The 25,087-nt window shown below is 73.4% G+C and carries 26 protein-coding genes; 15 read left to right on the forward strand and 11 right to left on the reverse strand.

Translation table 11 applies throughout. The features are described from left to right. Positions 1–21: 21 nt before the first annotated feature. From tgmC to tgmA, 3 genes are read right to left on the reverse strand one after another with little or no spacing between them, the layout of a single operon-like run. Positions 22–1,167 carry an ATP-grasp peptide maturase system methyltransferase gene (tgmC, locus tag ACIQI7_RS20605; protein WP_401111914.1) on the reverse strand — a complete coding sequence of 382 codons (1,146 nt, stop codon included), beginning with the start codon at positions 1,165–1,167 and terminating at the stop codon, positions 22–24. Beyond that, a complete protein-coding gene (gene tgmB, locus ACIQI7_RS20610) occupies positions 1,164–2,138 on the reverse strand; it encodes an ATP-grasp ribosomal peptide maturase (RefSeq protein WP_401111917.1) in 975 nt (324 codons plus the stop codon). The genes tgmC and tgmB overlap by 4 nt, the downstream gene beginning before the upstream one ends. Continuing rightward, on the reverse strand, positions 2,135–2,389 hold the full coding sequence (gene tgmA / locus ACIQI7_RS20615; RefSeq protein WP_401111920.1) for a putative ATP-grasp-modified RiPP: 255 nt from the start codon (positions 2,387–2,389) through the stop codon (positions 2,135–2,137). Before tgmA ends, tgmB begins: the two co-directional genes overlap by 4 nt. A 231-nt stretch (positions 2,390–2,620) precedes the next feature. Here tgmA and ACIQI7_RS20620 point away from each other — a divergent pair, with 231 nt between their 5' ends. Then, positions 2,621–3,730: a helix-turn-helix domain-containing protein gene (locus ACIQI7_RS20620; RefSeq protein WP_401112460.1), complete on the forward strand. Its 1,110-nt coding sequence runs from the start codon at positions 2,621–2,623 to the stop codon at positions 3,728–3,730. A 13-nt stretch (positions 3,731–3,743) separates the two neighbouring features. Further along, on the forward strand, positions 3,744–4,325 hold the full coding sequence (locus ACIQI7_RS20625; protein ID WP_401111923.1) for an HD family hydrolase: 582 nt from the start codon (positions 3,744–3,746) through the stop codon (positions 4,323–4,325). A gap of 178 nt (positions 4,326–4,503) precedes the next feature. Here ACIQI7_RS20625 and ACIQI7_RS20630 read toward each other — a convergent pair whose 3' ends face one another. Beyond that, a complete protein-coding gene (locus ACIQI7_RS20630) occupies positions 4,504–5,106 on the reverse strand; it encodes a ricin-type beta-trefoil lectin domain protein (protein WP_401111926.1) in 603 nt (200 codons plus the stop codon). 116 nt (positions 5,107–5,222) lie between these two features. On the opposite strand from ACIQI7_RS20630, the gene ACIQI7_RS20635 reads away from it, so the two are divergent. The 6 genes from ACIQI7_RS20635 to menC all read left to right on the forward strand — a co-directional run bounded on the left by ACIQI7_RS20635 (position 5,223) and on the right by menC (position 12,894). Continuing rightward, positions 5,223–6,215, forward strand: coding sequence for an ArsR/SmtB family transcription factor (locus tag ACIQI7_RS20635; RefSeq protein ID WP_401111929.1), 993 nt, complete (start codon positions 5,223–5,225; stop codon positions 6,213–6,215). Positions 6,216–6,796: 581 nt separating this feature from the next. Continuing rightward, positions 6,797–8,377: a serine hydrolase domain-containing protein gene (locus ACIQI7_RS20640; protein ID WP_401111932.1), complete on the forward strand. Its 1,581-nt coding sequence runs from the start codon at positions 6,797–6,799 to the stop codon at positions 8,375–8,377. Positions 8,378–8,475: 98 nt separating this feature from the next. Continuing rightward, entirely contained in the window at positions 8,476–9,330 is an 855-nt protein-coding gene (locus tag ACIQI7_RS20645) for an amidohydrolase family protein (RefSeq protein ID WP_401111935.1), read from the forward strand. After that, positions 9,327–10,925 (forward strand): PucR family transcriptional regulator, encoded by a 1,599-nt coding sequence (locus ACIQI7_RS20650; RefSeq protein ID WP_401111937.1) that lies wholly within the window; start codon positions 9,327–9,329, stop codon positions 10,923–10,925. Before ACIQI7_RS20645 ends, ACIQI7_RS20650 begins: the two co-directional genes overlap by 4 nt. A 53-nt stretch (positions 10,926–10,978) precedes the next feature. Beyond that, positions 10,979–11,788 carry a GNAT family N-acetyltransferase gene (locus ACIQI7_RS20655; protein WP_401111940.1) on the forward strand — a complete coding sequence of 270 codons (810 nt, stop codon included), beginning with the start codon at positions 10,979–10,981 and terminating at the stop codon, positions 11,786–11,788. Then, a complete protein-coding gene (gene menC / locus ACIQI7_RS20660; RefSeq protein WP_401111944.1) occupies positions 11,785–12,894 on the forward strand; it encodes an o-succinylbenzoate synthase in 1,110 nt (369 codons plus the stop codon). The genes ACIQI7_RS20655 and menC overlap by 4 nt, the downstream gene beginning before the upstream one ends. 281 nt (positions 12,895–13,175) lie before the next feature. On the opposite strand, the gene ACIQI7_RS20665 is transcribed toward menC, so the two are convergent. Beyond that, positions 13,176–13,568 carry a winged helix-turn-helix transcriptional regulator gene (locus ACIQI7_RS20665; RefSeq protein ID WP_401111946.1) on the reverse strand — a complete coding sequence of 131 codons (393 nt, stop codon included), beginning with the start codon at positions 13,566–13,568 and terminating at the stop codon, positions 13,176–13,178. Positions 13,569–13,642: 74 nt separating this feature from the next. Here ACIQI7_RS20665 and ACIQI7_RS20670 point away from each other — a divergent pair, with 74 nt between their 5' ends. Further along, a complete protein-coding gene (locus ACIQI7_RS20670) occupies positions 13,643–14,290 on the forward strand; it encodes an NADPH-dependent F420 reductase (RefSeq protein ID WP_401111948.1) in 648 nt (215 codons plus the stop codon). A gap of 265 nt (positions 14,291–14,555) precedes the next feature. On the opposite strand, the gene ACIQI7_RS20675 is transcribed toward ACIQI7_RS20670, so the two are convergent. Both ACIQI7_RS20675 and ACIQI7_RS20680 read right to left on the reverse strand, forming a co-directional pair. Beyond that, a complete protein-coding gene (locus tag ACIQI7_RS20675) occupies positions 14,556–14,747 on the reverse strand; it encodes a DUF397 domain-containing protein (RefSeq protein WP_401111951.1) in 192 nt (63 codons plus the stop codon). Between the two features lie 10 nt (positions 14,748–14,757). Next, complete coding sequence (locus tag ACIQI7_RS20680) at positions 14,758–15,606, reverse strand: helix-turn-helix domain-containing protein (RefSeq protein WP_401111954.1); 849 nt, start codon at positions 15,604–15,606, stop codon at positions 14,758–14,760. Between the two features lie 254 nt (positions 15,607–15,860). On the opposite strand from ACIQI7_RS20680, the gene ACIQI7_RS20685 reads away from it, so the two are divergent. Both ACIQI7_RS20685 and ACIQI7_RS20690 read left to right on the forward strand, forming a co-directional pair. Next, positions 15,861–16,223, forward strand: coding sequence for an ATP-binding protein (locus ACIQI7_RS20685; RefSeq protein WP_401111955.1), 363 nt, complete (start codon positions 15,861–15,863; stop codon positions 16,221–16,223). After that, entirely contained in the window at positions 16,223–16,474 is a 252-nt protein-coding gene (locus tag ACIQI7_RS20690; RefSeq protein ID WP_401111958.1) for a hypothetical protein, read from the forward strand. Before ACIQI7_RS20685 ends, ACIQI7_RS20690 begins: the two co-directional genes overlap by 1 nt. Positions 16,475–16,773: 299 nt before the next feature. On the opposite strand, the gene ACIQI7_RS20695 is transcribed toward ACIQI7_RS20690, so the two are convergent. After that, positions 16,774–17,700 (reverse strand): alpha/beta hydrolase, encoded by a 927-nt coding sequence (locus ACIQI7_RS20695; RefSeq protein ID WP_401111960.1) that lies wholly within the window; start codon positions 17,698–17,700, stop codon positions 16,774–16,776. Between the two features lie 191 nt (positions 17,701–17,891). Between ACIQI7_RS20695 and ACIQI7_RS20700 the strand changes: the two genes are divergently transcribed. Continuing rightward, positions 17,892–18,773, forward strand: a complete 882-nt coding sequence (locus ACIQI7_RS20700) for a helix-turn-helix domain-containing protein (protein WP_401111963.1) — start codon at positions 17,892–17,894, stop codon at positions 18,771–18,773. A 78-nt stretch (positions 18,774–18,851) separates the two neighbouring features. Here the strand turns inward: ACIQI7_RS20700 and ACIQI7_RS20705 are convergent, their stop codons facing one another. Continuing rightward, the gene (locus ACIQI7_RS20705) at positions 18,852–19,229 is read right to left on the reverse strand and encodes a hypothetical protein (protein ID WP_401111965.1); all 378 of its coding nucleotides are present in this window, start codon (positions 19,227–19,229) and stop codon (positions 18,852–18,854) included. 138 nt (positions 19,230–19,367) lie between these two features. After that, entirely contained in the window at positions 19,368–20,966 is a 1,599-nt protein-coding gene (locus ACIQI7_RS20710; protein WP_401111968.1) for a M4 family metallopeptidase, read from the reverse strand. Positions 20,967–21,229: 263 nt separating this feature from the next. Here ACIQI7_RS20710 and ACIQI7_RS20715 point away from each other — a divergent pair, with 263 nt between their 5' ends. Together ACIQI7_RS20715 and ACIQI7_RS20720 are read left to right on the forward strand one after the other, a co-directional pair. Beyond that, positions 21,230–22,258 (forward strand): DUF4232 domain-containing protein, encoded by a 1,029-nt coding sequence (locus tag ACIQI7_RS20715; protein WP_401111969.1) that lies wholly within the window; start codon positions 21,230–21,232, stop codon positions 22,256–22,258. 59 nt (positions 22,259–22,317) lie between these two features. Then, complete coding sequence (locus ACIQI7_RS20720; RefSeq protein WP_401111973.1) at positions 22,318–23,112, forward strand: hypothetical protein; 795 nt, start codon at positions 22,318–22,320, stop codon at positions 23,110–23,112. Positions 23,113–23,407: 295 nt separating this feature from the next. On the opposite strand, the gene ACIQI7_RS20725 is transcribed toward ACIQI7_RS20720, so the two are convergent. Next, complete coding sequence (locus tag ACIQI7_RS20725; protein ID WP_401111976.1) at positions 23,408–24,424, reverse strand: helix-turn-helix domain-containing protein; 1,017 nt, start codon at positions 24,422–24,424, stop codon at positions 23,408–23,410. A 221-nt stretch (positions 24,425–24,645) separates the two neighbouring features. Between ACIQI7_RS20725 and ACIQI7_RS20730 the strand changes: the two genes are divergently transcribed. Continuing rightward, entirely contained in the window at positions 24,646–24,909 is a 264-nt protein-coding gene (locus ACIQI7_RS20730; RefSeq protein WP_401111979.1) for a hypothetical protein, read from the forward strand. The last annotated feature ends 178 nt before the right edge of the window (positions 24,910–25,087 follow it).

The raw sequence follows: 25,087 nt of genomic DNA on the forward strand, positions 1-25,087 counted from the left end.
GGCGGCCCAGCCTAACGGCGGTCAGGAGGGCAGGGACCAGCCCGGGCCGCTCGGATCTCCGATCCACACCCGCTGGTCCTCACCGGCTACTGTCAGACCGAACTGGTCCTGCTCCGGGGAACCGGCCTTCTCCCACCGCTCGAAGGCGCGTTCCACCGCATCCCACAGCGGTAGCGGCCCGCGCTGGTGAACCGTCCAGCCAACCCCGTCCACCTCCGTCCACGCCTGGGAGCCGGTCGCCGTGTCCAGCAGGATCACCTGGGCGTCGGCGCCCAGCAGCTCGGCCGAGGGCGCGGCAAGCTGGGCGAGAAACCTGCCGGTCCACGACCACAGGCGGGCCGGGTCGAGGCCGGTCGGCCGAGGGACGCCCGGGTGAATGGTGAACGTCGGACGCGGCGGGGGTTGGTGCGGCCGGGCGAGCATGAACGCCGTCTCCTCGCCGGTGAAGCGGCCCGTCGCGCTGCCGTCCTCCCGCACGGTGATGTGCACCAGACCGGAGGCCTGCATCCACCCGCTGAGGCACGTCGTGATCGTGCCGCCGGGCCTCAGCTGCCAGAGCCAGGGGTACGGAATGCTGCGTACCGAACACGTCGCCACGATGCGGTCGAACTCGATGCCGGCCCGCCGCTCGTCGAGGCCGTCGCCGACGACCAGGGTCGGGGCATAGCCGAGGCGGTGCAGCGCCTCGCGTGCGCGAGCGCCGAGCACCGGGTCGACCTCGACTGAGGTGACCAGATCGTCGCCGAGCCGGTGGCACAGGACCGCGGTGGAGTACCCGGTCCCGGTGCCGATCTCCCGCACCTGGTCGCCGTCTCCGATACCGGCGGCCTCCAGCATGCGCACGACGAGGGAGGGCAGTGTCGACGACGAGGTCGGCAGCCCGTGCACCGGGCCGGTCGCGTCGCCAGCGTGGACGCCGTCGACCTGCGTCACCCACGTCTCGTTGCTGTACGCCATCGCCAGCCATTCGTCCGCGGGGACCTCGTGGCGGCGAAGCGGCCGGTAGACCGTCATGCCCTGGGCGTCCCGGCCTTGGCGGAACACGGCGTCGGGGAGGAACTCCTCGCGCGGGACACTCTCGACGGCCTTGCGCCAGGCCGGTTCGGTGAGCCCGTGCCCGGTGATGTCGTCGGCGAGCCGTCGCCGAAGCCGTGCGGTGTCGGTCATGGTGCTCCTCGTTGGAGAAGATCTGCCAGAGCGGCGGTCATCGGCAGCCCGGTCGGGGGCTCCATCCAAGCCCACTGCCCGGAGGGGTTGCACTCGATCCACACCCAGCTGTCGTCGGCGTGTTCCGGGCCGGTGAGGGCGAAGTCGAATGCGCCGAAGACCAGCCGGAAGTGTGCGAGGTAGGCGAACACAGCGCGCTCGACACGCTCCGGGACAGCGATCGCCGTGTAGGTGTGAGTGGAGTAGTCGACGCGCCAGTCCAGAAGGTCGCAGTCGATCCGGACGGCGAACACCTGCTCGCCGATGACCGTGACCCGTACGTCGGAGACCTTGTCGATGCGCTGCTGGAAGAGGTGCATCGTGCCGGCCACCGAGTCGCCGATCTCCTCGGCGCTGACCTTGGTGACGGGGACGGTCTGGGCCACGCCGTCGATGAGGTACGTCGGCATGCTGATCGGTTTGTGGATCACCTGCCCGTGGGCCTTGATGAACCTGCGGGCCTCGTCAGGATCGTTGGTGAGCAGGGTCGGCGGGACGTGGAAGCCGCAGGCCGCGGCGGCGGCCAGACCGGCGGGCTTGTACTCGGCGTCGCCGATCCGGTTCGGGTGGTTGACGTACAGGCACCCGGGAAGGGAGACGAGGACGCCACCGAGCCCGTAGCGGGCCTGGGCGGCGGCGACCCGGGCGTCCTGCGGGTCGAAGTGGGGGAACGCGAACGCGGACGGCCGCCGGTAGTACAACGACCGAACCGAGCCCAGCCCGGCGAGCCGCGTGGGTGTTCGCAGACTTCCCTCCCATTCCCGCGTGCTGCCGCCGATTCGGGCGGAGCACGACAGGGTGGCGGGGAAGTCACCGGCGTCGAACCGCACGACCGGGACGCCCCGGTCGTACAGCTCGGCGATCACCAGGTCGGCGGTCGGGTCTTGCAGGTTGGTGACGACCGCGACCGGTCCCGTGCAAGTCGACGTCACTGGTCGGTGTCGTTCCCCGTGTCGCTGTCCGCGGCGTCCCCGCCTTGGGTGTCGCCCTGCCCGGTGGTGCCGGTCGGCGGGTTCGTGCCGGACGACGTACCGTGACCCGGCATCATCATCGGGGCCCCGTCCGGACCGAAGTACTTCGCGGTCTGGGTCGCCGGGTCCAGCTCGATCCGGCGAGCGGTGGCATCACCCTCGAACCGCGGGTACGGGGCGATCTGCCCGACGACGAATGGGGTCGGGGTCACATGCCCCTGCGGGAGCGGGCTCCCGGTCGGGATCCGATCCGTGTACGCGAACATCGGTACCTCCATGGCTTGGGTGGTCCCATCACCGCTTCGAGTGAAGAGGAGGCTTGCGAGGAGGGCTTCCGGCTAGCCTCGACCGGGGACGCCTACGACGGTAGGAGTCCCCGATCGGAACATGCAGTGACCAGGAGTACGGGTAAATCGAAGCGGACTCCCGAAGATGGGGCTTCATTGCGATCGACCTCACGCCAAACCCCGACCGCCGGTCAGGGGCGGGCCACTCGCCCCCGCTCGGGCATCATCTCCGGCTACGTCCTACGGGTGATCCGAGAACAACAGGACTACACACAGGAGGAGTTCGCCGAACGCCTCGCAGTCTCGGCGGACACGATCGCAGGGTGGGAGAGCGGCCGACGCCCACTCACCGCAGTGCCCGTCGGGCAGGTACTCGCGTACCGCCACCGGCTGATGCAGCTGGGTTCCCCGCCCGCCCTCCTCCAGGCCCTCGGGCATGCGCTCGAGGCCGACGTGCTCCTCGTCAGCGCACTCGGAGAGAGCGCCCTGACGGGCGTCGGCCCTCTCGGGTCGATGGTGATACAACGCGACCTCATCGAGATTCTGGCGTGGCCACTCGGTGGCGGGACGCCCCGGCGTTTCCGCGAACTGCCACCACCGGCTCGCTCCCGGAGAGGGCCTGTACCGGCCGGCCCGGAGTTCACCACGGGTGACCGCGCCCGGTTCTTCGCCACCATGCGGCGGGCAGCAGAGGAGGCCTGCGGGAGCAGCCAGTTTCTCCTCCGGCGCCAGGCGCTCTACCTCGCCGGACTCGACGACCAGGAGGACACGCGGTCCTGGCTCGCCCATCAGCAGCGGACCGCGCGCCCGAGTGACTGGCTGAGCAACTGGCTCAACCTCCGTTCCGTGGCGATGGTCTCCGCCCGCCACGGTGACCCGGACCGCCTGTCCCACTTCATCGACACCGCCCTCGCCGACGACGCCGGCGCATCCGCGAACCTCAACTACTGGGCGTACTGGATCGGCGAGGTCCCACTCGAACTTTCCGACGACTTCATCGCATCCCGGGTACCGGGCCCCTGGCCTGGACACAAACTGCTCGCCCACCTCGCCGAGGGCATCGACATCCGCCATGGCTACCTCGACCTGAACATCCACAGCGTGTGGTCCCTACTCCAGATCCGGCCGAACCTGCTGCGCTCCGGGGCGGCGGCAAGTGTTCTGCAGGACCGGCTCCCCATGATGTTGGATAGCGCTGAGCTCTCGCCGCGCGGGCGGCGCGAACTCGAGAACATCCGCTACGCAGTCCGCCTCGCTGAGGCGTGAGGGGAGTCCGACGGTGCCTGACGACCTGTCCTCGGTGGCGAACTTCCTGTTCGAAGCCGGGACGCTCAAACAGACCAAGCGCACTGGCTGGTGGATGGCCGGCGTCCGAGACCCCGAGTCGGTAGCGGAGCACTCCTGGCGGACCGCGCTCCTCGCCTCGATCATCGCCAAGCTCGAAGGCGCCGACCCCGCGCGAGCGGCGTACCTCGCCACCTGGCACGACATCGCGGAGACACGGACCGGGGACGTCAACTACGTGGGCAGAAAGTACGCGACCAGCGCCGACCCGGAAGCGGTGACGGCCGACCAGGTCGTCGGCATGCCCGAGATCCTGGCCTCCGCCGTGCAGGAACTCATCGCCGAGTACGAGGCGAAGGAGTCGCCGGAGGCGATCTGCGCCCGGGACGCCGACAAGCTGGAGTGCCTGATCCAGGGCATCGAGTACCGGGCTCAGGGCTATGCGAACGCCCAGCGGTGGATCGACAACAGCCGTGGGCGGCTGACCACGAAGACCGCCCACGAGCTCGCGGACACCATGCTGGCGACCGACTCGCTCGACTGGCTGCGCGCCGCCCTCGGCGAGCAGCCGAACTGACTCGCTGGACCAGCCGATTCGTGGAGGAGTCGGGACGTGCCCCCAACCGGCCACAGCGGTCGGCCCCTCGCCCGGAGAGGGCGAGGGGCGCGGCCTCGGCGGGGCATCTCACGGCTTCGTGGGGGAGAAGCCGCGAGACGCCGGTCACCGGGCACCGGCGTCGAAGGCGCCGGCGGCGTCACGCGGTCCGGATGTCCCACCACTGCTGGGACTGGAAGTTCTTGCCCCACAGCTGGGCCTGGGCGCCGTTGCCGGGGACGTTGGTGTCGCGGTCCAGCACGGTGTTGTCGCCGTTGTTGAAGCGGACGTTGTAGATGGCCAGGTCCCCGGAGGGGTGGTACCACTGCTGCTGGGTGGTGCCGTTGCACTGCCACAGCTGCACCCGGGTGCCGTTGGCGCCGCCCCCGTTGGTGTCGGCGTCCAGGCACATGCCCGGGAACCGCACGCTGCGCAGGCTGCCGTCGGTGGACAGCAGCCACTCCTGCTGGGTGGTGCCGTTGCACCCCCACACCTGGACCTTGGTGCCGTTGCCGCCGCCGTTGGCGTCGGCGTCCAGGCACTGGCCCGGGGTCGCCCGGTACAGGCTGTAGATCCGGACGTAGACGCCCGCGGCGAGGGAGCCCGACCGGGCGCCGGGTGCCCGGCCCTGCTCCCAGGCCACGTGGTGGGCGGCGGCGGGCCCGGCGGCCTGGGCGTCCTGCGCGGAGGCCGCGCCGGTGGCGCCGACGGTGAGGGCTGCCACGGCGGTCGCGACGGCGGCCAGCTTCTTGTGAACGATCACGGGTCCTGGATTCCCTTCGGGACGGGTCTGTGCGGTGAAAACCAGGAAACGCCGCGCCGATCGACCGGTCGAATGATTCGATTTCCTTCGAAGGGGCTGGCGAAGGGGGAACGCGTGTGATCCGGATCCGCCTGGGGGCCAAGGGGCTGGGAGGCGTCAGGTTCGCGGTCTCACCGGTGGGCTCCGCCAAGGACCTGCTGCGCCTCGTCGGATACAGTCCGGGCACCCTCACCCCGCCGTGGCGGACCAGGGCCACGGACGCGCTGGCCCGCCACCGGCTCGGGCTGCTGGCCGTGGTCGGCGGGGGAGGCCCGCTCGGTTACGCCCCGGACTTCCTGCGCCCGGAGCCCGCGGCCTTCCTGACCGACGTCGACACCGCGCTGCACCAGATCGCCACGACCCCGCAGGAACGGGTCCGCTACGAGCTGGCCGGGGCCGTCAACGGCCACTCCTGGGACCCCCGTTCCAGCCACCCGGCGCCGCGGCAGCTCCTGCGGGCCCTCGACCGGGGGGAGGACCACTTCGCGCGCCGGCTCGCCGACGAGATGGCGCGGTTCTGGCACGCGGCGCTGAAGCCCTCGTGGCCGGCCATCCGGGCCCGGCTGGAGGCCGACGTCACCGCCCGGGCCTGCGAGATCGCCCAGCACGGGCTCGCCGAGGCCCTCAACCGGCTGGCCCCGAACCTGGAATGGCACGACGGCGAACTGCGCGTCCACCTGCGCACGGACAGCGTCCACCGGCTGACCCTGGACGCCGACGCCGTGATCCTCACGCCGAGCGCCTTCGTCGACTGGGCCCTCTTCTGCGCCGGCGAGCCGCCCGGGACGCCGGCGCCGCGCACCCCGCTCATCGTCTACCCCGCCGCGCGGGTCGACTGCCTGCCGCCCGCCCAGGACCACCCGCTGATCGGGGCGATGCGGCGCAGGCTCCTGGCCGAGCTGAGCCAGCCGCGCTCCACGACGGAGATCGCCCAGCGGCTCTACCTGAGCCCGGCCACCGTCTCCTACCACCTGCAGATCCTCCACCGGGCCGGCCTCGTCACCCGCTCCCGGCGGTCCCGGCACGTGCTCTACCAGCGGCTCGGCGAAGCGGCGCCCGGCCCCCGTTGACCACCGCGTACGGTGGCGTCCCCCGTCCCGGTGCGGGCGGGGGACGGCGGGCGGCGGCAGCCCTGGCGGGACGACACCGCCCGCTCGGACGCCGGGATCCGGCCGGCGCTCAGGGAGGGCCGGACGTCAACCGACGAGCCAGTGCCGAAGGGCGCGGTGCACTTCGCGCAGCTGGGAGACCTCGACGTACTCGCCGGGGGTGTGGGCCAAGGACGGGGCGCCCGGACCGAAGTTGACGGCGGGCCAGCGCCCGCGCGTCGAGGCGGAGCTCCGGCAGCCGGGCGGTCGGGCGTCCGCCTCGTGGCGTCTCGTGGTCCATGGGCTCCTCCGGGCGCGGCACCCGGGGGCCGCCGGGCGATGAGGGGGCGGGCACGTGCGGCGGAGCGCGGGGCGCGGCGGACGCGCGCCGACGGCTCCCAGGCCGCGGACGCACGCCGACGCCGGGGCCGCAACGTGCTCGACACAGGAATGCTCCTGACATCAGGGGTGCAGGGGCATGTCCTCCCGGCCAACGTTGGGCGAGCGGACTTTGCCGGTTAGGACAAACCCTCCGGGCGGCCGGGGCTGAGAGTCTGTGGCGCATGGCCATCTCAACAACGTTGTCCGAGGTCGTGGGCTCGGCGGTACGCCCGGGAGACCCAGGACTGTCCGTCGGCGTCTACACCGACGGGAAGCTGATCCACCAGGCGTCGGCGGGGCTGGCGAGCGTGGAGTTCCAGGCACCGGTCGACACCCGCACGCGGTTCGACATCGCCTCCGTGAGCAAGCAGTTCACCGCCGCGGCCGTGCTGCTGCTGTGCCGGGAGGGGCGGCTGTCGCTGGACGACGACATCCGCACGCACCTGCCGGAGCTGAAGCTGGCGGTGCCGGTGACCGTCGGTCAGTGCCTGCGGCACACGGGCGGTCTGCGGGACTGGCTGGCCCTGACGGCGATCGCCGGCCGCCCGCTGACGAGGATCACCCAGGACCAGACGCTGGCCTTCGTGGCGGGGCTGAGCGAGGTCGACTTCGAACCGGGGACCGCGTTCTCCTACTCCAACACGGGCTACGTCCTGGCCGCCTCGCTCGTGCGGCGGCTCACCGGTCGCACCCTGGGGCAGTTCACCACGGACCGGATGTTCGCCCCGCTGGGCATGAACGACACCGTGTTCCGCGAGGACAGCCGGGAGCCGTTGCCGCGGTTCGCCTACGGGTACGACGTCACCCGCGCCGGCGTCCGGCGCGCCGACACCGAGGAGTCCGCGGTCGGCGACGGCGGCCTGGCCACCAGCGTCGCCGACCTGGCGCCGTGGTTCGGGTTCCTGCAGGACGGCCGGGTCCTGGGCACCGACATCCGCGACGGGCTGCTGCGGCGGGCCGACTCCGGGGACGGGCAGGAGTGGCCGTACGCACTGGGCCTCTACCACACGACGATCGCGGGCCACCCGGCGTTCGGCCACGCCGGCGGCGTCCCCGGGTACCGGTCCCAGCTGCTGTTCATGCCGGACACCGGCCTCGGCGTGGCGCTGCTGGGCAACAACTCCTCGATCGACGCCGCGAAGCTGGCCACCCGGGTGCTCCGGCTGGCCGCCGGGCTGCCCGAGGACGACCCCGTCGAGCTGACGGCGGGCCGGGCGGCCGCCGGGCCCGCCGCCCGGCTGGCGGGGGACTGGCTGGATCCGCGCTCCGACCTCACCCTGCGGATCGACGCCGTGGGCGACGGCCGGATCCGCGTCCACGGCGCGCCGTGCGCCGGCGAGTTCGCACCGGCCGTCGACGGCAGCTGGCAGGGCCTGGAGGACAGCGCCGGCTTCTGGCTGCGGGCGTCCCCCGGCACGGTCACGATCGGATCGGTGTACCGCCCCGGCCGCGCCACGCAGTACCGGCGCTGTGCCCCCGCGGCGGTGGGGGCCACGCTGGCGCCGGCCGTCTACCGCAGTGCGGAGCTCGGCACCCTGGCGACGGTCACCCGGGACGGCACGCTCGAACTCGGCCTGGAGTTCGTCGGGACGATCGAACCGGCACCGGACGGCGCGTTCCGTGCGGGCGGCCTGTTCAGCCTGCGCCCCAGCGGCGACGACCTCCTGATCAGCACGCAGGGCGTCCACCGGCTGCGCTTCGTCCGACAGCCCGACGACACCGCCCCCCTGGGCCTTCCCCCCGGCCTCGACCCCGCGAGCTGACGGACCCCCACCCGCCGCCCGCGCCGCGCCGACCGCCCGGGGCGTCCCTCACCGGCGTCCACTCCACCCCGGTCCACCCCCTGACGAGGACTCCCCCCATGACCCCAACTCCGCCACGCCGCCGGACGGCCCGCGGGCTGGTCGGCGGCGCCCTGACCGCGGGCCTGCTGCTCACCGGATGCGCCCGCCGCAGCGGCGTCGACGCCCGGGCGGACCAGTACCCGTACCGGGCCTTCTGCACGAGCATGTCGGCGATGCTGCCGCCCGAGGCGTGCGAGGGCGGCACGGACGCGCTGCGCGCCCGGCTCCTCGACCCGCGGACCCGGGCGGCGCTCAGGGCGACGGCCGAGGCACCGGGGCCGGGCACCGGCGTCGGGTTGTGGCGGGAGGTCCACCCCGAGGACCTGCAGATCCTGCGGCACACCGACCCGTCGGTGACGGGGCGCCGGCTCGCCGACGTGCTGGCCGGACGGGAACCGTGGGACGCGCTGTGCGAGCTGCTCGTCACCGACCCGCAGGCGTACGTCGTCTGCCACACCATGGACGAGGACGACGTACGGGCGATCATGGCCGATCCGCTGGTCGCCATCGGGTCGGACAGCGACATCCCGATCGGCCCGAACCACCCCCGCACCTACGGCACCTTCCCCACCTTCCTCGGCGGCTACGTCCGGGACGCCGGCGTGGTGGACCTGGCCGAGGCGATCCGGAAACTCACCTCCGCCACCGCGAGCCGGTTCGGGCTGTCCGACCGCGGCTGGATCGGCCGCGGCTCGGTCGCCGACCTGGTGCTCCTCGACCCCGCGCGGATCGGCCACGCCGGCACCTACGAGCACCCCGACCTGCGGCCGACCGGAGTGACCCACGTGTTCCTGGCCGGTGAACAGGTCATCGCCGACGGCGAGTCCACCGGAGAGCGCCGCGGCCGGATGCTGCGATCGGAGCGGCGATGACGGCCCCCGCCGGGATCACCCTCGGCGTCGTGCTCGACAGCCTGGGAACCGGCCTCCTGCGGCCGCTCGCGCTGCCCCGGGGCCGGGCGGTCGCCGTCGGGGCGCCCACCATCCACGACACCGACGCCCCCGGGACGGGACTGACCGACGCGATCGTCCTGGTACCCGGCCGACTGACCGCCGACGTCCTGGAGTGGGCCGCCGAACACCACGCCAGGGCCGTGGTCATGCGCGCCGGCACCACGGACACGGCAGCGCTGACGCAGGCGGCCGAACGGACCGGAGTGGCGCTCCTGGAACGCAGCGCCGAGATCTCCTGGGGACAGCTCTACACCCTGATCGACGCGCTGCGCGCGATCACGAGCCCGGTCTTCGAGCCGGACCGGCACCGGTCCACCGACCTGTTCGCCCTCGCCAACGACATCGCCGTGCGCGCCGGCGGCGCGGTGGCGATCGAGGACCTGTCCATGCGCGTGCTCGCCTACTCCACGGTCCCGGGCCAACTGGTCGACGACCCGCGGCGTGACGGCATCCTCGGCCGCCGCGTGCCCGACCACCCCACCCACGCCGAGGAGTACGCCGCCGTCCTGCGCTGCGACACCGCGGTCTGGAGCTACGAGCCGAAGGAGTACCGGCCGCGCCTGGCCATCGCCATCCGCGACGGCGGCGAGGCGCTGGGCACCATCTGGGTGCTCCAGGGCGACGAGCCCCTGACCCGGGAGGCGGCCGACGTCCTCGCCGAGGGCGCGCGCCTGGCCGCGCCCCACCTGGCCCGGGTCAGCCTCGCGGCGGACACCGAGCGCCGGCAACGAGCCGAGCGCCTGGGCTGGTTGCTCCGCGGCCAGGGAGCGACCCGGGAGCTCGCCGACTCGTTCGGCCTACGCTTCGACGCCCCGGCGACCGTGCTGGTGATCGGCCGCCTCGACGACCCGGCCGGCCACGCCCGAGGCGTCTCGCCGGACTCCGCCGCCGAGTACGTCGGCGACCTGCTGCGGATGGGACTCTCCGCCTACCGGCTGGGAGCCGCCGCCGGAGCACTGGACGGCCAGGCCGCGGCGGTGGTCGACACAGCCTGCGACGCCCCCGTGATCCAGCTGATCATCGCGACGGTGCTGGCCCGGGCGAGGGACACCCTCGGCGGCGGCTGGCGGGCGGGGATCAGCCGCACCCTACCCGGCCTCGCCGACGTCTCGACGGGGCTGAGCCAGGCCAGGCAGGCCCTCACGGTGGTGTGCGGACCGTTCGGCAGGACGGAGATCGGACGGCACGACGAGCTGGCCGCCCCGATCTTCCTGCGGGACGTCCACGAGGCGCTCCGGTACCGACCGGCCCTGGACGGCGAACCCCTGTCGACGGTGCTCGACCACGACGCCCGGCACGGAACGGAGTACGAGAAGACACTGCGCTGCTGGATCGCCGGGCACTACGACGTGCCACGGGTCGCCGAGGCCATGACGCTGCACCCCAACACCCTGCGGCACCGCCTGCGCCGGCTGGCCGAGCTGATCGACATCGACGATCCGGACCTGCGGCTCGCGCTGGCACTGCAACTGCGGCTACGGCTGCCGGACATCGGCACAAAGGAGGCCCGGTGAACTCGGGCCCGGACGCCAATGGCCCCGGGCGGTCCGCCCAGCAGACTCGTCCCATGGTCGATTCCCATTCCGCCGACGCCGAACGGGCGGACGTCCGAATCCGGTTGCTCCGGACCGTACCCGAACTCCAGCAGGCCGACACGGTGCTGCGCACCGTGTGGAACACCCCGGACACCACCGAGGCACCGCTGGCCCTGGACGTGATGTGCGCGCTCGCCCACACCGGCGGCTACGTCGCGGCGGCGTACCTCGGGACGGCGATGGTCGGCGTGACCGCCGGATTCCGCACCATCGGGGACAGTCTGCACTCGCACGTGGCCGGCGTGCTGCCGGGAATGCACGGCCGCGGGATCGGCGCGGCGATGAAGTCGCACCAGCGGCAGTGGGCCGCCCGGGCCGGCCTGACGTCGATCTCGTGGACGTACGACCCGCTGATCCGCCGCAACGCCTACTTCAACCTGCAGCGGCTCGGGGCTGTCGCTCAGGCCTACCTGCCCGACTTCTACGGGCCGTTGGCCGACGGCATCAACGACGGCGACGACTCCGACCGGCTGTTCGTCAGCTGGCCGGTGCACGGGACGCCGCACGCACCGCCGCCGCTGCCGGACCTGGCCGCGGCGCGACCCGTGCTCGAAACGGACGGCGACGGCGAGCCCGTACCGCGCGCCGCGACCGGCGGCGTCCTGCGGTGCGCCACCCCGGCGGACGCGGAGTCCCTGCGGCGAACCGATCCGGCCGCCGCCCGGCGCTGGCGGTCCGCGATGCGCCAGGCGCTCGGCGGCGCCCTGGAGAACGGTTACCGGATCGACGGCTTCGACCGGTCCGGCTGGTACGTCCTGCGACGGAAGGAAACATCGGAATGAAGCTGCGCCAGGTCGAGTTGCGCGAGGTGGCCCTGCCCCTGGTCGCGCCGTTCCGGACCTCACTGGGAACCCAGGAACACCGCAACTCGCTGCTGGTCAAGGTGACCACGGCCGACGGAGCCGTCGGCTGGGGCGAGTGCGTGGCCGACGACGACCCGACGTACAGCGCCGAGTACCTGGCCGGAGCCCGGCAGGTGGTACGCGAGTTCCTGCTGCCCCGGTTGTCCCGGGCCCCCGAGCTGACCGCGGCGCTGGTGCCCGAGCTGCTCCGGCCGGTCAGAGGGAACCCGATGGCCAAGACGGCCGTCGAGATGGCGGTACTGGACGCCGAACTGCGCACCGCCGGCATCAGCCTCGCCCAGTACTTCGGGGCCACCCGCACCGAGCTCGCGGTCGGCGTCTCGGTCGGCATCACGGACACCGTCGACGAGCTGGTCAGCGCCGTCGACGGCTACCTCAGCGCGGGCTACGCCCGGATCAAGCTGAAGATCGAACCGGGCTGGGACATCGAGCCGCTGCGAGCGGTCCGGGAGACGTTCGGCCCGGACCTCGCCCTGCAGGTGGACGCCAACACCGCCTACGGTCCGGCGGACCAGCCCCACCTGCGCCGGCTCGACGCCTACGGGCTGACGCTGATCGAGCAGCCGTTCGCCCCCGACGACCTGCTGTCGCACACCCGGCTGGCGGCCCGCATGGACACCCCGATCTGCCTGGACGAGTCGATCACCTCGGCCCGGGACGCGGCCACCGCCATCCGGCAGGAGGCCTGCTCGATCGTGAACATCAAGCCCGGCCGGGTCGGCGGGTACCTGGAAGCCCGCCGGATCCACGACCTGTGCCTGGCCAACGGCGTACCGGTGTGGTGCGGCGGCATGCTGGAGACCGGGCTGGGACGGGCGGCCAACCTGGCGCTGGCCGCGCTCCCGGGCTTCACCCTGCCCGGCGACATCTCGGCCTCGGCCCGCTACTACACCCGCGACATCACCGACCCCTTCGTCCTCCACGACGGCCGCCTGACCGTCCCCACCGGCCCGGGGATCGGCATCGTGCCCGACCCCGACGCCCTGGAGGCCGCCACCACCTCCACGGAAGCCCTCACCGTCTGACCGGCCGTAGGGCCCCGGGCACCGCCGCGCGGCGCCCGGGGCCCCTCCCGGCCGGTCGGACCGCCGGAGACCGGATCTGGCAGGGGCACCGCGGAAGCTACCCCGGGTTCACCGCGCAGGGCGCGACGGACCTCCGGCGCGGAGTGACGCTCGTCGTCGTGACGACAGGTACGCCTCGCAGCGCTCTCCCGCTGACGTCATCTGGGAGCGGCTCGCCGAGACGTACGCGAGGGCCGCACGCTGAGCCCGCCCCGGCGGTCCCGGCGGTTCCGGAGGATCGGCTACCGGCGGTCCGGCGGAGCGGCGCCCGCTGCCCGAGCGACGTCCGCCGCCCGCTCTCGGGCCGCCATCACGTCCTCGCCGTGCTCGAAGGCCCAGGCGCCGAACGCCCCGATCGGCTCCAGCAGCGTCCGCCCCAGCCCGGTGAGGGAGTACTCCACGCGCGGCGGCGACCCGGCGTACGCGCGGCGCTCCACCAACCCGTCGGACTGCAGCCGGCGCAGCGTCTCCGTCAGCACCTTGGGGCTGATCCCGCCGATCCGCCCGCGCAGCTCACCCGGCCGCGCGGGCGCCTCCCGCAGCGCCCACACCACCACCGCGTTCCAGGTGTTGGCGAGCAGGTCGAAGGCGAGCCGGGCACGGCAGTCGGCGAGGAAGCCCTGATCAGTGGTCACTTACCAGATGGTGCCCGAGCGGACTCCTAGTGTCGTCCCGAATTCGACGCACGCCACCACAGGAGGCTGGACTGATGAGGATCGGAATCGCCGGCACGGGCACCATGGCACGGGTGCTGGGCACCCGCTGGGCGCTGGCCGGGCACGACGTCCTGGTGGGCGGGCGCGACACCGGCCGCGCCGCCGCGCTGGCGGAGCGGATCGGCGCCCGGGCGGGGACCCTGGAGGACGCGGCCCGGCACGGCCGGGACGCCGTGCTGCTGGCCGTGCCGTACGCGGCGGCGACCGGCGTGGTGGCGGCCCTGGGCGGCGCCGTACGGGGCCGCACGCTGATCGACTGCACCAACCCGGTGGCGCCCGGCTTCGTCCTGGCGACCGGCGGCGGCCCCTCGGCGGCCGAGCGCATCGCGGCCGCCGCGCCCGGCGCGTCCGTGGTCAAGGCGTTCAACCTCTGCCACGAGAGCGTGTGGGGCCTGACCCCGCCGGTCTTCGGCGGCCGCCCCCTCGCGGTGCCGCTCTGCGGCGACGACGAGGCGGCCCTCGACACGGTGCGCGGCCTCGTGCGCGACCTGGGCTGCGAACCGGTCAACGGGGGAGGACTCGACCGGGCGGGCCTGCTGGAGGCGACGGCGGCGTTCCTGATCGGCCTGTGGGTGGGCGAGGGCGTGGACGCCCAGGCGATCGCCCCGCCGCTGGAGTACGCGGGGGTCGACGCCCCCTGACCGGCGCGGGGCGGGGGGCGGCCCGTCAGGACGGTCGGAGGAGGCCGGGTGATCGTCAGGTCCTGTCGGGCGCCCCGTGGTGGTCGTTGAGAGGGCGGGTCTCCGTGTCGGCGGGCCCTTGCGGAGCGCAAGGGCCCGCCGGGTGACGAACCGTGGTCGCCGGCGCCGGGACGGCGGTGTTCGAGCGGCTCGGTGGGGTGGCGCTGCGCAGGAAGTCGGACGGGCCGACTTCCTGCGCAGACAAGGGGGCGGTGCGGGTGGAGCATCAGGCATGGTGGTCGAACTCGCCGGTCTTGAGGGCGTGGAGGAGGTCGGCGAGGGCGGTGGGTGTGGTGCGGAGGATGAGGTGGCCCTCGTCGGACTCGCGGAGTTCGACCGCCCCGGCGACCGTGCGGACCTCCACGCAGTTCTCGACGTTGCCGCTGAAGGAGGACTTCTGCCACTCGGTGTCGGTCATGTCGGGCCTTTCATAGGTTCTGTGCGATCTTGTGGATCAAGTCACGAGATTCGGTCTCGCTCAATGCCGAAGCTTCCGTGCGATCGAAGATGTGGCGGTAGCTGTTCAGCTCGCTGACGGCATCGAGGTATTCGGGCCCTTGGGAGGACTCCCGTTCGACTGTGTCGAGTTCAGGGACCGCGCCGAAGGCGTAGGTGAGGTTCTCGGCAGCCCCGGGGAAGGTTTCGATGTCGAAGGGCACGACTCGGACGGTCAGCCAGGGCAGCTCGGAGTCTTCGAGCAGCGAGGAGAGCTGCTCCTTGAGGGTTGGAGTGCCGCCGAACCGTGTCCAGAGGACCGACTCGTAGATGAAGAGCGTCGTCGGCTTCGGGTTGCGGCGCAGGTCTGCCTTCCGTTGCATTCTGAACGCCGTGCGTGCTTCCAGCTCATGCCGGGGCAGGGGAGGGAAGACGCGTCCGAAGACGGCCGAGGCATAGCCGAGGGTCTGGCAAGGTCCTGGCATGTGAGTGAGAAGCCACAACTTGAGCTCGTGGCAAGTTTTCTCCAACTCCGCGTTCTCCAGGAAGCCGTCCGGGACCGTGCCCCGGTACTCCTCCCACCAGCCCTTGGACCGATCCAGGACCATGGCTTCCAGCGCATCGGTCAAGGGCTCGTTGATGCATTTGCAGGCAGCCGCGAAGGAGCGGAGCCGTTCGGGGCTCACGCCGACCTTGGCCGCCTCGATCTGGCTGACCTGAGTCCGGTCGATGCCGAGTGCTCTGCTCAGGTTGGTGGTCGACAGGCCGGCGGCCTCGCGCATCTTCCTGAGCTCGGTGCCGATGCGCAGTTGGCGCAGCGTTGGGTGTGCTCGTGGCGGCATTCGAACCTTCCTGGCCGGTGTGGACCAAGTCTGCCGCGCTGTTGTGCGCAGGGTCCACCTGAGGGTGAACCTATCCAGAATTGGGATCACATGTGATTCCGATGGCGTATGGTCGATGTCACATCGATCCGACGGATCGTCAGTAACGCTTGCTGGCAAGCACCGCAGAGCAGCCACGTCCATCTCCACCGGCCTGGCTCACGGCGACCCATGTTCCGCCGGTTCCTCCCCACTCACGCCTCGGGAGAACTCCCATGCGTCACATCAACACCCCCACCATCGCCATCGCGCGGCAGACCCTCCGCACCACCATGACCCGCGTCGGCTGGTCCCCCTCCACCACCTCCGACGCGCAGCTCGCCCTCTGCGAGCTGCTCGTCAACGCGTGGCGGCACGGTCACACCCCCGCTCCACTCGTCGAGATCATCTCCACCAACGGCAACCTCCGCGTCTCCGTCACGGACGAGAGCCCGATCCTCCCCGCCACCCCACCGCTGTCCCTGCTCGCCGAGTCCGGCCGGGGCCTCCAGCTCGTCGCCGGGCTCACCGACCGCTGGGGCGTGGACACCCACGAGCGCGCCAAATCGGTCTGGTTCGAGCTGGACGGTGCCGCGTGATGGCGCGCCGCCACCCGATGCTGCCGACCGACCCCCGGATCCGGCACTACACCGACGACCACATCCGCACCCTCCTCGCCGAAGTCCAGGAGCGCGGACGGAAGTTCGGGCTGGTCTTCCCGTCGGCCTCCACCGACAGGACCATCGACGGCCGCGTCCTCGTCCGCTTCAACACCGCGCCGGCCTCGACCCTGCTCAACCTCCTCGTCCTGCTCCTCGACGCCGAACGCGAGCTCCCGTGCGGTTCCTGATCGGGACGGCCTTCGCCGTCCTCCTCGCCCTCGCCTTCGCGACCGTCGCCCTGGGCGTCGTCACCGCCCTCCGCACGGCCCCGCCCGACGAGGACGCCTGACCCACCCGCCCGCCGGCCCCCGCCGCCCACGCGCCGGGGGCCGCGGCACTGCGCCCGCTCCCCAGGGCCTCCGTCTGGCGGCCCGTCGAAGGCATCGTCGACGAGACGCTGCGGGCCGCGTCCTGGCCGCGCTGTAGCGCTCGACGAACCGGCCCGCCCGCACCCTCTGCGGGCGGGCCGGCGGTGGTGGGCTTCGTGTCAGCCGGTGGTGGCGAGGTGGGCGGTGTAGAAGGCGGTGAGCTTGTCGACGGCGGGGTCGACGTACTGCTTGCGGTCGTAGAGGTCGACGTGGCCGGCGCCCTCGATCCGGTGGAGCTCCTTGGGGCCCGTGGCGCGCTGGTGGGCCTCGACGGCCATCCAGGCGGTGACGGCGTGCTCGCCGATGATCTGGAGGATCGGGCGGGGGCCGATCAGCGGGACGGCGAGGAAGGCGTCGTGCAGGGCCATCCGGTCGACGCTCTCCCAGGCGAGGGTCTTCGCGGAGCGTTCGTGCCGCCCGCGCGGGGTGCAGTAGTACGCGAAGCCGTCGGCGCCGTGCCGGCCGCCGAGCGCGAGGGCCTGCTCGGCGGTCTCCGGGAACACGCTCAACGCCCCGGGGTCCTCGCCGCGCGCGGCGGCGCTGCGGGCCGCCGCGGCCGCCTCCAGCAGCGCCCGGAAGACGGCCGGGTCCTGGGCGCCGTCGGCGCCCAGGCGGAACTGGCGGGCGGGCTCGGCGGTGGACACCGCGGCCACGGCCCTGACGCGCGGGTCCGCGCCGGTCGCGGCCAGCGCGTAGGCGCCCGAGGCGCAGATGCCCAGCAGGCCGATCCGCTCGGCGTCGACCTCGTCGAGGGTCGTGAGGTAGGAGACCGCGGCCTTGAAGTCCTCCACCCGCTGGGCGGGGTCCTCCAGCCCCCGCGGCAGACCGCCCGACTCGCCCTGGAAGGCGGCGTCGAAGGCGAGGGCGACGAAGCCGCGCTCGGCCATCCGCCGCGCGTAGGTGCCCGACGCCTGCTCCTTGACGCCGGTGCCGGGGTGGCCGACCACGAGCGCCGGCCGCGGGCCCGGCGCCGGCGCCTGGGGGGTGTAGAGGTGGCCGGCGAGGGTGATGCCGGCGCTGTCGAAACGGACGGTGGTCCGGGGCATGGGGAACTCTCCAACGAGACGGTGGCGGGGGCGTGACGTACCCGCACGGGGCCCGGGGCCCCGCCCTGCCGGGCACGCCTCCACGGTCCGTCACCCGCCGCCCGCGCGGCAGAGCCGGATCCGTGCCCGGGAAAGAACCTGCCCCCTCGAACCCCTGCCGCCACCGTCCCGGCACGACGACACTGGACGCCATGACCTCGGACTCCGACCCCCGGGCGCTGGGCGCCTTCCTCAAGGCCCGCCGGGCCCAGCTGACCCCGCGGGAGTGCGGCCTCCCCGAGACGGGCGCGCCCCGCAGGGTCGCCGGGCTGCGCCGCGAGGAGGCCGCCGGGCTCGCCGCCATCAGCGTGGACTACTACACGCGGCTGGAACAGGGCCGGGTCCGGGCCTCCGCACCCGTGCTCGTCACGCTGGCCCGCGCCCTGCGCCTCGACGACGACCAGCAGAGGTACCTCTACGAACTCGCCGGCCGCACCGACGCCCGCCCGCGTCCCCGCCGGCCCGTCCAACGCCCGCGCCCGGCCATGGGGCGCCTGCTCGACCAGCTCACCGGCACCCCCGCGCTCGTCCTCGGCCAACGCCTGGACGTCCTGGCCTGGAACCCCGCCGCCACGGCCCTCTACACCGACTTCGCCGCCGTCGAAGCCCACCGGCGCAACTACCTGAGGCTGCTGTTCACCGACCCGGTGGTCCGGCGGCTGCACCGAAACTGGTCCCACGACGCCCGGGAGGCCGTCGCCGCGCTGCGCATGGAAGCCGCGACCGACCCCGACGACCCCGCCCTGGCCCGACTCGTCGGCGACCTGTCCCTCCAGGACACCGACTTCCGCACCTGGTGGGCCGAACACCGGGTCAACAGCGCCGGCCACGGCACCAAGCACTACCGCCACCACCTGGTGGGGGACCTCACCCTCGACTGCGACACCTGGGCCAGCCCGGACGGCTCCGGGCAGCGCCTCATGGTCCTGACCGCCGAACCCGGCAGCCCCTCCCACGACGCCCTGCGCTTCCTCACCTCGTGGACCTCCGCCCGGCCGCCGGCCGCCGAGCGTGCGGAGCCCCCGGCGCGGTGAGCCTCCGGAGTGGTGAGCCTCCGGAGTGGGACGTCGGACCCGCCGACTTCCCACTCCGGTCACTGTCGCCGTGAGGGGTCAGTAGCCGGCGTTCGCCCGGTCGTTGAACCAGCCGGGCAGGTTCGGCCACCACTCGCCGGCGCCCGCGTCGAAGGTCAGGCCGTCGCCGGACAGGTGCACGACCTGGCCGGAGTAGGAGGCCCAGCTCCTCAGCGAGGAGACCTTGTGGTTGACCAGGACGGGGAAGACCGTCCAGGTCCCGATCGGGAACTCCCAGCAGTCGCCGGAGTAGTTGTAGTCGGTGAACACCTGCGCGTACCCCGCCTGCCCGTAGTGGGTGCAGTTGCCCGCCGCCTGGGCGCCGGGTGCGGCGGCGACGCCCAGCACCCCCGCCGCGGTGGTGACGGCGGCGACGATCCCGGCCTTGAGCCGGGGCTTCCTGAGTATCGCGGGCATCTCGGTCTTCTCTCGTGGCGGGGGTGGAATGCTGTCGCAGATGATGATGGTCGGTCACCCGACCGCCGTCCAGGAGCTGTTCAGGGTGTGGACCGACCCCTGAGCAGCTCCCGGACGACTCCTGGACAGCGGCGGTGGCTAGCTGACGCTGACGGCGGACCAGGCCGCGGCGACCGCGTTGTACTCGGTGCTGCCGGTGCCGTACAGGTCGCGGGCCGCGTTGAGGGAGGCGGTGCGGGCGTCCTTGTAGGCGGTGGTGGAGGTCATGTAGACGGTCAGCGCGCGGTACCAGATCCTGGCGACCTTCTGGTTGCCGATGCCCGTCACGGTGGAGCCGTTGCAGGTCGGGCTGTTGTAGGTGACCCCGTTGATCGTCTTGCTGCCGCTGCCCTCACTGGCGAGGTAGAACCAGTGGTTGCCGACGCCCGAGGAGTGGTGCACGTCGAGGCTGCCGACCGAGCTGCTCCAGCAGTCCGCCGAGCGGCCGTCCAGCGAGGGCTTGTCGAAGCGGCGCAGCCAGGGCGGGGTGGACTGGTCGCTGAAGAGGTAGTCGGGGGTGTCGATGCTGTTGTCGGCGTACCACTCGACCATGGTGCCGAAGATGTCGCTGGTGGCCTCGTTGAGGCCGCCGGACTCGCCGCTGTAGCGCAGGTTGGCGGTGGCGGCGGTGACGCCGTGGGTCATCTCGTGGCCCATGGTGTCGAGGTCGACCTGCTCCGGGTCGGTGGTGCCGTTGCCGTCGCCGGTCATCATGCAGAAGCACGTGTTGGACCACACGGCGTTGTCCCACCGGGTGCCGACGTGGACGAAGACGGTGGCGGCCCTGCCGTCGTTCCGGATGCCGTTGCGGCCGTGGACGTTCTTGTAGTAGTCGTACGTCCAGGCGGTGTTGGCGTGGGCGTCGACGGCGGCGGTGGAGCGGTCGGTGGAGAACTTCCTCCCGTCGCCCCAGACGTTGGTGGTGCTGGTGAACCTGGTGCCGGAGCTCGCCGTGAGGGAGCCGTAGGCGACGTTGTCGGCGTCCTTGGTGACGTGGCCGCGGACCGGGTCGGTGAGGGTGTAGCCGCCGGTGATCGGGGTGGTGTCGATGGTGATCCTGCCGGTGTACTCGGAGTTCCCGGTGCCGGTCGCCTGGGGGTCGGCGTCGTAGGCCTCGATCGGTTCGTCGGTGACGGCGTCGGTGACGACGACCCGTCCGGCGGGCTGGCCGTGGTCGCCGCTGCCCCGGACGGTGGTGCGCCAGGCCAGGCGGGGCGTGCCGTCGGCGGCCCAGACGACCAGTTCGGGGGTGCTCACGGCGCCCTGGACGCCGGGGGAGGCGGCGAGCGCGTGCGCGGCGCCGGCCTGGGCGGGCACCTGGGGGACGGTGGACTTCACGGACGGGTCGTGGGCGGCCGCCCGGCTGGAGCCGTTGAACCCGCCCCTGGCGTCCTGGTGGACGACCAGGTCGCCGCCGACCACCGGCAGGCCCTGGTAGGTGCGGTCGAAGCGCACGTGCGAGGCGCCGTCGGCGTCGAGGACGACGTCGGTGGGCACGAGGTCCTGGCTCGGACCGAAGCCGAACACCTCGGCGTTGCCGGCGACGTTGACGACGGCCCGGGCGATCGCGGTGTCCCGCGCGCCGGGGGCGGGGGAGGCGGAGGCCGCGGTGGCGGGGATCGTGAGGGCGGCGAGGACGGCGACGACCGCCACGGCCGAGGCCGCGCGGCGGGGGCGGGGGAAGGGGGTGGTGCGCACTCTGGCTCCAGGTGGTAGCGGTGCGGGAGAAGAGCTACCACCGAGATTGACGACGACCCGTCAGCTCTGCCAGAGGATGGGACATAACGTTGCCAAGTCGTGCTTTCGTGTCCAAAGTTGTGGAACGGCACGAATCAGCCCACACTTCCGCCGCGGCGATCGAACGGGCCCTTGCAGCGGGTGCCGCGGATCGTGGCAGGCCTGTTGCACGCGAAGTGGCGCGGCTCACAGCCGTCCGGCGGCGGGCGTGATCGACTCGACCGATGCGCCAGTCCGACACACCCCGCCGCCCGCTGACGGGCCGTCACGCCGCCGCGCCCGCCCTGGCCGCCGCGACCGCCGCCCTGCTGCTCACGGGCTGCGGCACCACGGTGACCACCGGCCCCGGCGGCGGCGCCCCGCAGGCCTCCGGCACCCCCGGGGCCTGCGGCACCCCGACACCGCGTCCGACGGGCGCCGGGGCGGAGCCGACCGGGCGCGCCCAGGGCGGGGTGCGGATCACCTCCGTCGGCCCGGCCTGCGCCGAGTACGAGGTGACCAACCCGAACGGCGAACCGCACGACGTCACCGTGGTCTTCAGCCTCCGCTCGGCCGAGGGAGCCGCGCTGGACAACATCTCCCGGACCGTCACCGCGCTGGCCCCCGGCGCCACCGAGAAGGGGCGGATCGACCTGAACGGGACACCGGGCCGGCTCGGCGAACCCGCCCTCCCGAGCGAAGCCGCCCTCCCGGGCCGGCCCACCCCGCGGCCCGGCCCCCGCGCGACCAAGGCGGAGATCCTCCAGGTCCGCAGCGTCCCCACCGCCGAGGCACCCGGCGCCGCCGGCACCTGCCCGCCCTCCGGCCTGCGGCTGTACGCCGACGAGGGCGACGCCGCGATGGGCCTGCGGGTGGTCGGCCTGCACCTGCGCAACTGCGGCACCGCCACCGTCACCCTCGACGGCTACCCCCAGGTGCAGCCGCTCGACCTCGACCGCAAACCCCTGGACGGGGTGCGCGTCCTGCGCGGCGGCGCCGAGATCGCCACCGGCACCGGCGCCGACGCCCCGCCCCAGAAGTTCGCCCTGCGCCCGGGGGAGGGCGCCCGCTCCACCCTGGTGTGGCGCAACACCACCGACCTCGGCCCAGAACCGCTCAACGCCCCCTACGTCCGGGTGCGCGCCACCCCCGACGCCGCCCCCGTGACGGTCGCCCCGGAACTCGACCTCGGCACCACGGGCCGCCTCGGCGCCGGCGCCTGGGTCAGGGAGGACGCGAACGAGCAGCAGCCGTCGACGCCCCCGAGGCCGTGACGACACTGTGATCGGACCGTCGTCGAGCGTCGCGACCAAGATCACTACCGTACGTCGGTATGCATCACACCGATCCTGACCGGCCCCACCCCCAGCGGGTCTGGCCGCGCAACCTCGCGCTCGCCCTCGTCGCCGGCGCCGTGGCCGCCGGGGCCCTCACCCTGCTGCGCCCCGACGGCGACGAGGACGGGGCCCCGGCCGCCGCCGCCCCCTCGGCGTCCGGGGCGCCGTCGGGGGCCGCGGCCTTCGCGATCCCGTCGGCCGCCGTGACTCCGTCGGCCTCCGCCGCTCAGGTCTCCGCCGCTCCGGCCGCCGCTTCCTCGGACGCCTCCGCGGCCGCCGCGTCCCTGCTGCCGCTCGACCAGCTGTTCCCGGCCCAGGTGAAGGCGGCCGGCGGCGAGGTCTACACCAGGGTCGGATCGACCGTCATGAAGTCCTGCGTCGAACCGGACTCGGTCGGCCCGCGGCTGATCGGCATGATCCGCGCGTCGAAGGGCTGCCTGGGCGAGCAGATCGCCCTGTACACCGACAGCGCCAGGAACCAGTACAACCTGGCCGTCTTCACGATGGCGGACCCCAAGGAGACCGTCCACCTGGTCACCACCCTGAGCATGGCCTTCGACGACTACCAGGTCGGCGCCCAGGCCCCGCCGCCCGCCTCGGGCCTGGCCGCCCTGCCGCCGGACAGCGGCATGGTGCAGATGTTCTCCGGCGCGGGCCGGGCGATGGTCGCGGGCCTGGGCCAGTGGTCCGACGGCCGCGCCACCGACTACCAGACCCTCGTCGACCGGCACCTGAAGCCGCTGCAGGACGCGGTCGGCCGGACCGTCTTCGCCCACGAGTCCGCCCGCTGACCCAGCCGGCCGCGTCGGGCGCGGCGGCCCGCGCGGAGCCGGCGTCCCGGCACGCTCCCCCGTGGCGTGCCGGACCGCCGGCCTGGGAACCGGAACTCGGCGTTCCGCCGCGCGGCGCTCCCAGGAGGAGCATGTCAGGGCGGCGCCTCCGCGGTGTTGGCACCGGGTGGACAGTTGTTGGCACCGGGTGGACTGCTCCGGCTTTCCCGCCCGCCCGTGCGTACGACGTGCTGGCCGGGTGCCCGCGGTGCGGGGGTTCCGCGCCCGCCGGTGACCCCTGGGCTGCCCGTGACCCCTACGGCTGCCCGGGCCCGGCCAGGGCCCGGCGGCGGTGCTCGCGGGGCGAGAGGCCGTACGCGGTCCGGAAGGCGCGGCTGAACTCGGCGGCGCGGGGCAGCCCGCAGCGGGTGGCGACGGCGTGCACGGGCAGGGTGCGCAGGGCGGGGTCGGCGAGGTCGCGGTGGGCCCGCTCCAGCCGCCGGCGGCGGACGAAGGCGGCGACGGTCTCGCCGTCGGACTGCCGGGTGAACAGGCGGTGCAGGTAGCTGACGGAGATGTGGTGGGCGGCCGCGATGACGGCGGGCGTCAGCTCGGGGTCGTGCAGGTGGCGTGCGACGAAGGCCCGGACGTTCTCGACCAGGGCCCGCTGCCGGGTGTCGTCGGGCACGGCGGCCTCGGCGTCCAGTTCCCGGGCGAGCCAGGCGGACACCAGGTCGACCACGACCCCGCCCAGCCGGGGCGTCTCGACGGGGCCCAGGAGGGCCGCCTGCCGGTCGAGGCCGACGAGGAACTCCGAGAGCAGCGCGCAGGTGCCCTCCCGGGAGGAGAAGCCGCGGCCCAGCAGCTCGTGCACCCGGTGCGGCGGCAGCGGCAGCAGGGCGGCGGGGAAGTCCACGCCGACGGCCTCGATCCGGCGCTCCGCGGGGGCCTGGCCGCGGGTGTCGAAGGCCCGCAGGTCGAACGGGTGGGAGCTGTCGAGCGTGTGCAGGTTGCCGGGCCCGAAGGTCTCGGTGCCCCCGGTGTCGCGGGTCAGGGCGAAGTTGCCGTCGAGCAGCAGGGTCAGGTGGAACACCCCCTGGTCCGAGCGCCGCACCCGGCGGGCGGTGCGCTGGAAGCGGGTCGGCGGGAAGGAGGTCCGCAGGAGGGTCACCGGCCCGAGCTCCAGGCGCCGCATCTCCGCCCGGAAGTCGTCGCGGTGGACGCTGGTCACCTCGCTGTCCCGGGTGCGGCTGACCAACTCCCGCCAGCAGTCGAACCGTTCCTTCTCGGGCACGCCCTCGCTGCGGAACGCGCTCTCCGGGCTCGTGGCCACCGTCCGTCCTTCCCTTCCGGGGTCCGTCCCCTTCCCGTCCGGCCGGGCTCCCCTTCCCCACCGGGTGTCACCGGCTCCTCGCAGCCGGTGACACCGAAACCTACAAGGTCAGACCGGGTGCGCCGCGCCCGGCCCCGGGATGCGGCCGCCCGCCGCGCACCCCCGGTGCCTCCGCCGCCGACGACTGGAGCTGCGCGCGCAACCCGCGCGGCTGGGGCCACATGAACCGGGGCAGCCGCCTGCTGCCCGGCGACTCGCCGGTCTCCGCCAACGGCGCCTACCGGCTGCTCCACCAGAGCGGCGGCAACCTCGTGGAGTACGACGGGAGCGGCACCGCGCTGTGGGCCACCGGCACCGACTCCGGCGGCGCCGGCAAGGTGATCACGCAGTACGACGGCAACGTCGTCGTCTACCGGCCGCACGACGACAGCAGCCCCTGGACGCCGGTCTGGTCCTCGGACAACGGCCGCGTCGGCACCTGCTGACAGCTGCCGGGCCCGGCTGACACCCGCCGGGCCCGGGGAGCCTGATGAAGACCCTGGCCGCCGGAGGGGCCGTCCCGGCCGGGACGGCCCCTCCGCCGCCATGTCCGGGGTGGACACGCGGCGGCCGTGGGCGGTTCCCCGGGGGATCCGGCACCGTCCGTCGCGTCCGTCGGAGCCG

The organism is Kitasatospora sp. NPDC092039 (assembly GCF_044756065.1).
GTDB lineage: Bacteria > Actinomycetota > Actinomycetes > Streptomycetales > Streptomycetaceae > Kitasatospora.

Bases quoted from the DNA above. Each gene is read 5' to 3' on its own strand.
- tgmC (WP_401111914.1), bottom strand. From the start codon at position 1,167: ATGACCGACACCGCACGGCTTCGGCGACGGCTCGCCGACGACATCACC.
- ACIQI7_RS20640 (WP_401111932.1), top strand. From the start codon at position 6,797: ATGGCCATCTCAACAACGTTGTCCGAGGTCGTGGGCTCGGCGGTACGC.
- ACIQI7_RS20645 (WP_401111935.1), top strand. From the start codon at position 8,476: ATGACCCCAACTCCGCCACGCCGCCGGACGGCCCGCGGGCTGGTCGGC.
- ACIQI7_RS20650 (WP_401111937.1), top strand. From the start codon at position 9,327: ATGACGGCCCCCGCCGGGATCACCCTCGGCGTCGTGCTCGACAGCCTG.
- ACIQI7_RS20655 (WP_401111940.1), top strand. From the start codon at position 10,979: ATGGTCGATTCCCATTCCGCCGACGCCGAACGGGCGGACGTCCGAATC.
- menC (WP_401111944.1), top strand. From the start codon at position 11,785: ATGAAGCTGCGCCAGGTCGAGTTGCGCGAGGTGGCCCTGCCCCTGGTC.
- ACIQI7_RS20670 (WP_401111948.1), top strand. From the start codon at position 13,643: ATGAGGATCGGAATCGCCGGCACGGGCACCATGGCACGGGTGCTGGGC.
- ACIQI7_RS20675 (WP_401111951.1), bottom strand. From the start codon at position 14,747: ATGACCGACACCGAGTGGCAGAAGTCCTCCTTCAGCGGCAACGTCGAG.
- ACIQI7_RS20680 (WP_401111954.1), bottom strand. From the start codon at position 15,606: ATGCCGCCACGAGCACACCCAACGCTGCGCCAACTGCGCATCGGCACC.
- ACIQI7_RS20685 (WP_401111955.1), top strand. From the start codon at position 15,861: ATGCGTCACATCAACACCCCCACCATCGCCATCGCGCGGCAGACCCTC.
- ACIQI7_RS20690 (WP_401111958.1), top strand. From the start codon at position 16,223: ATGGCGCGCCGCCACCCGATGCTGCCGACCGACCCCCGGATCCGGCAC.
- ACIQI7_RS20695 (WP_401111960.1), bottom strand. From the start codon at position 17,700: ATGCCCCGGACCACCGTCCGTTTCGACAGCGCCGGCATCACCCTCGCC.
- ACIQI7_RS20700 (WP_401111963.1), top strand. From the start codon at position 17,892: ATGACCTCGGACTCCGACCCCCGGGCGCTGGGCGCCTTCCTCAAGGCC.
- ACIQI7_RS20705 (WP_401111965.1), bottom strand. From the start codon at position 19,229: ATGCCCGCGATACTCAGGAAGCCCCGGCTCAAGGCCGGGATCGTCGCC.
- ACIQI7_RS20715 (WP_401111969.1), top strand. From the start codon at position 21,230: ATGCGCCAGTCCGACACACCCCGCCGCCCGCTGACGGGCCGTCACGCC.
- ACIQI7_RS20720 (WP_401111973.1), top strand. From the start codon at position 22,318: ATGCATCACACCGATCCTGACCGGCCCCACCCCCAGCGGGTCTGGCCG.
- ACIQI7_RS20730 (WP_401111979.1), top strand. From the start codon at position 24,646: ATGAACCGGGGCAGCCGCCTGCTGCCCGGCGACTCGCCGGTCTCCGCC.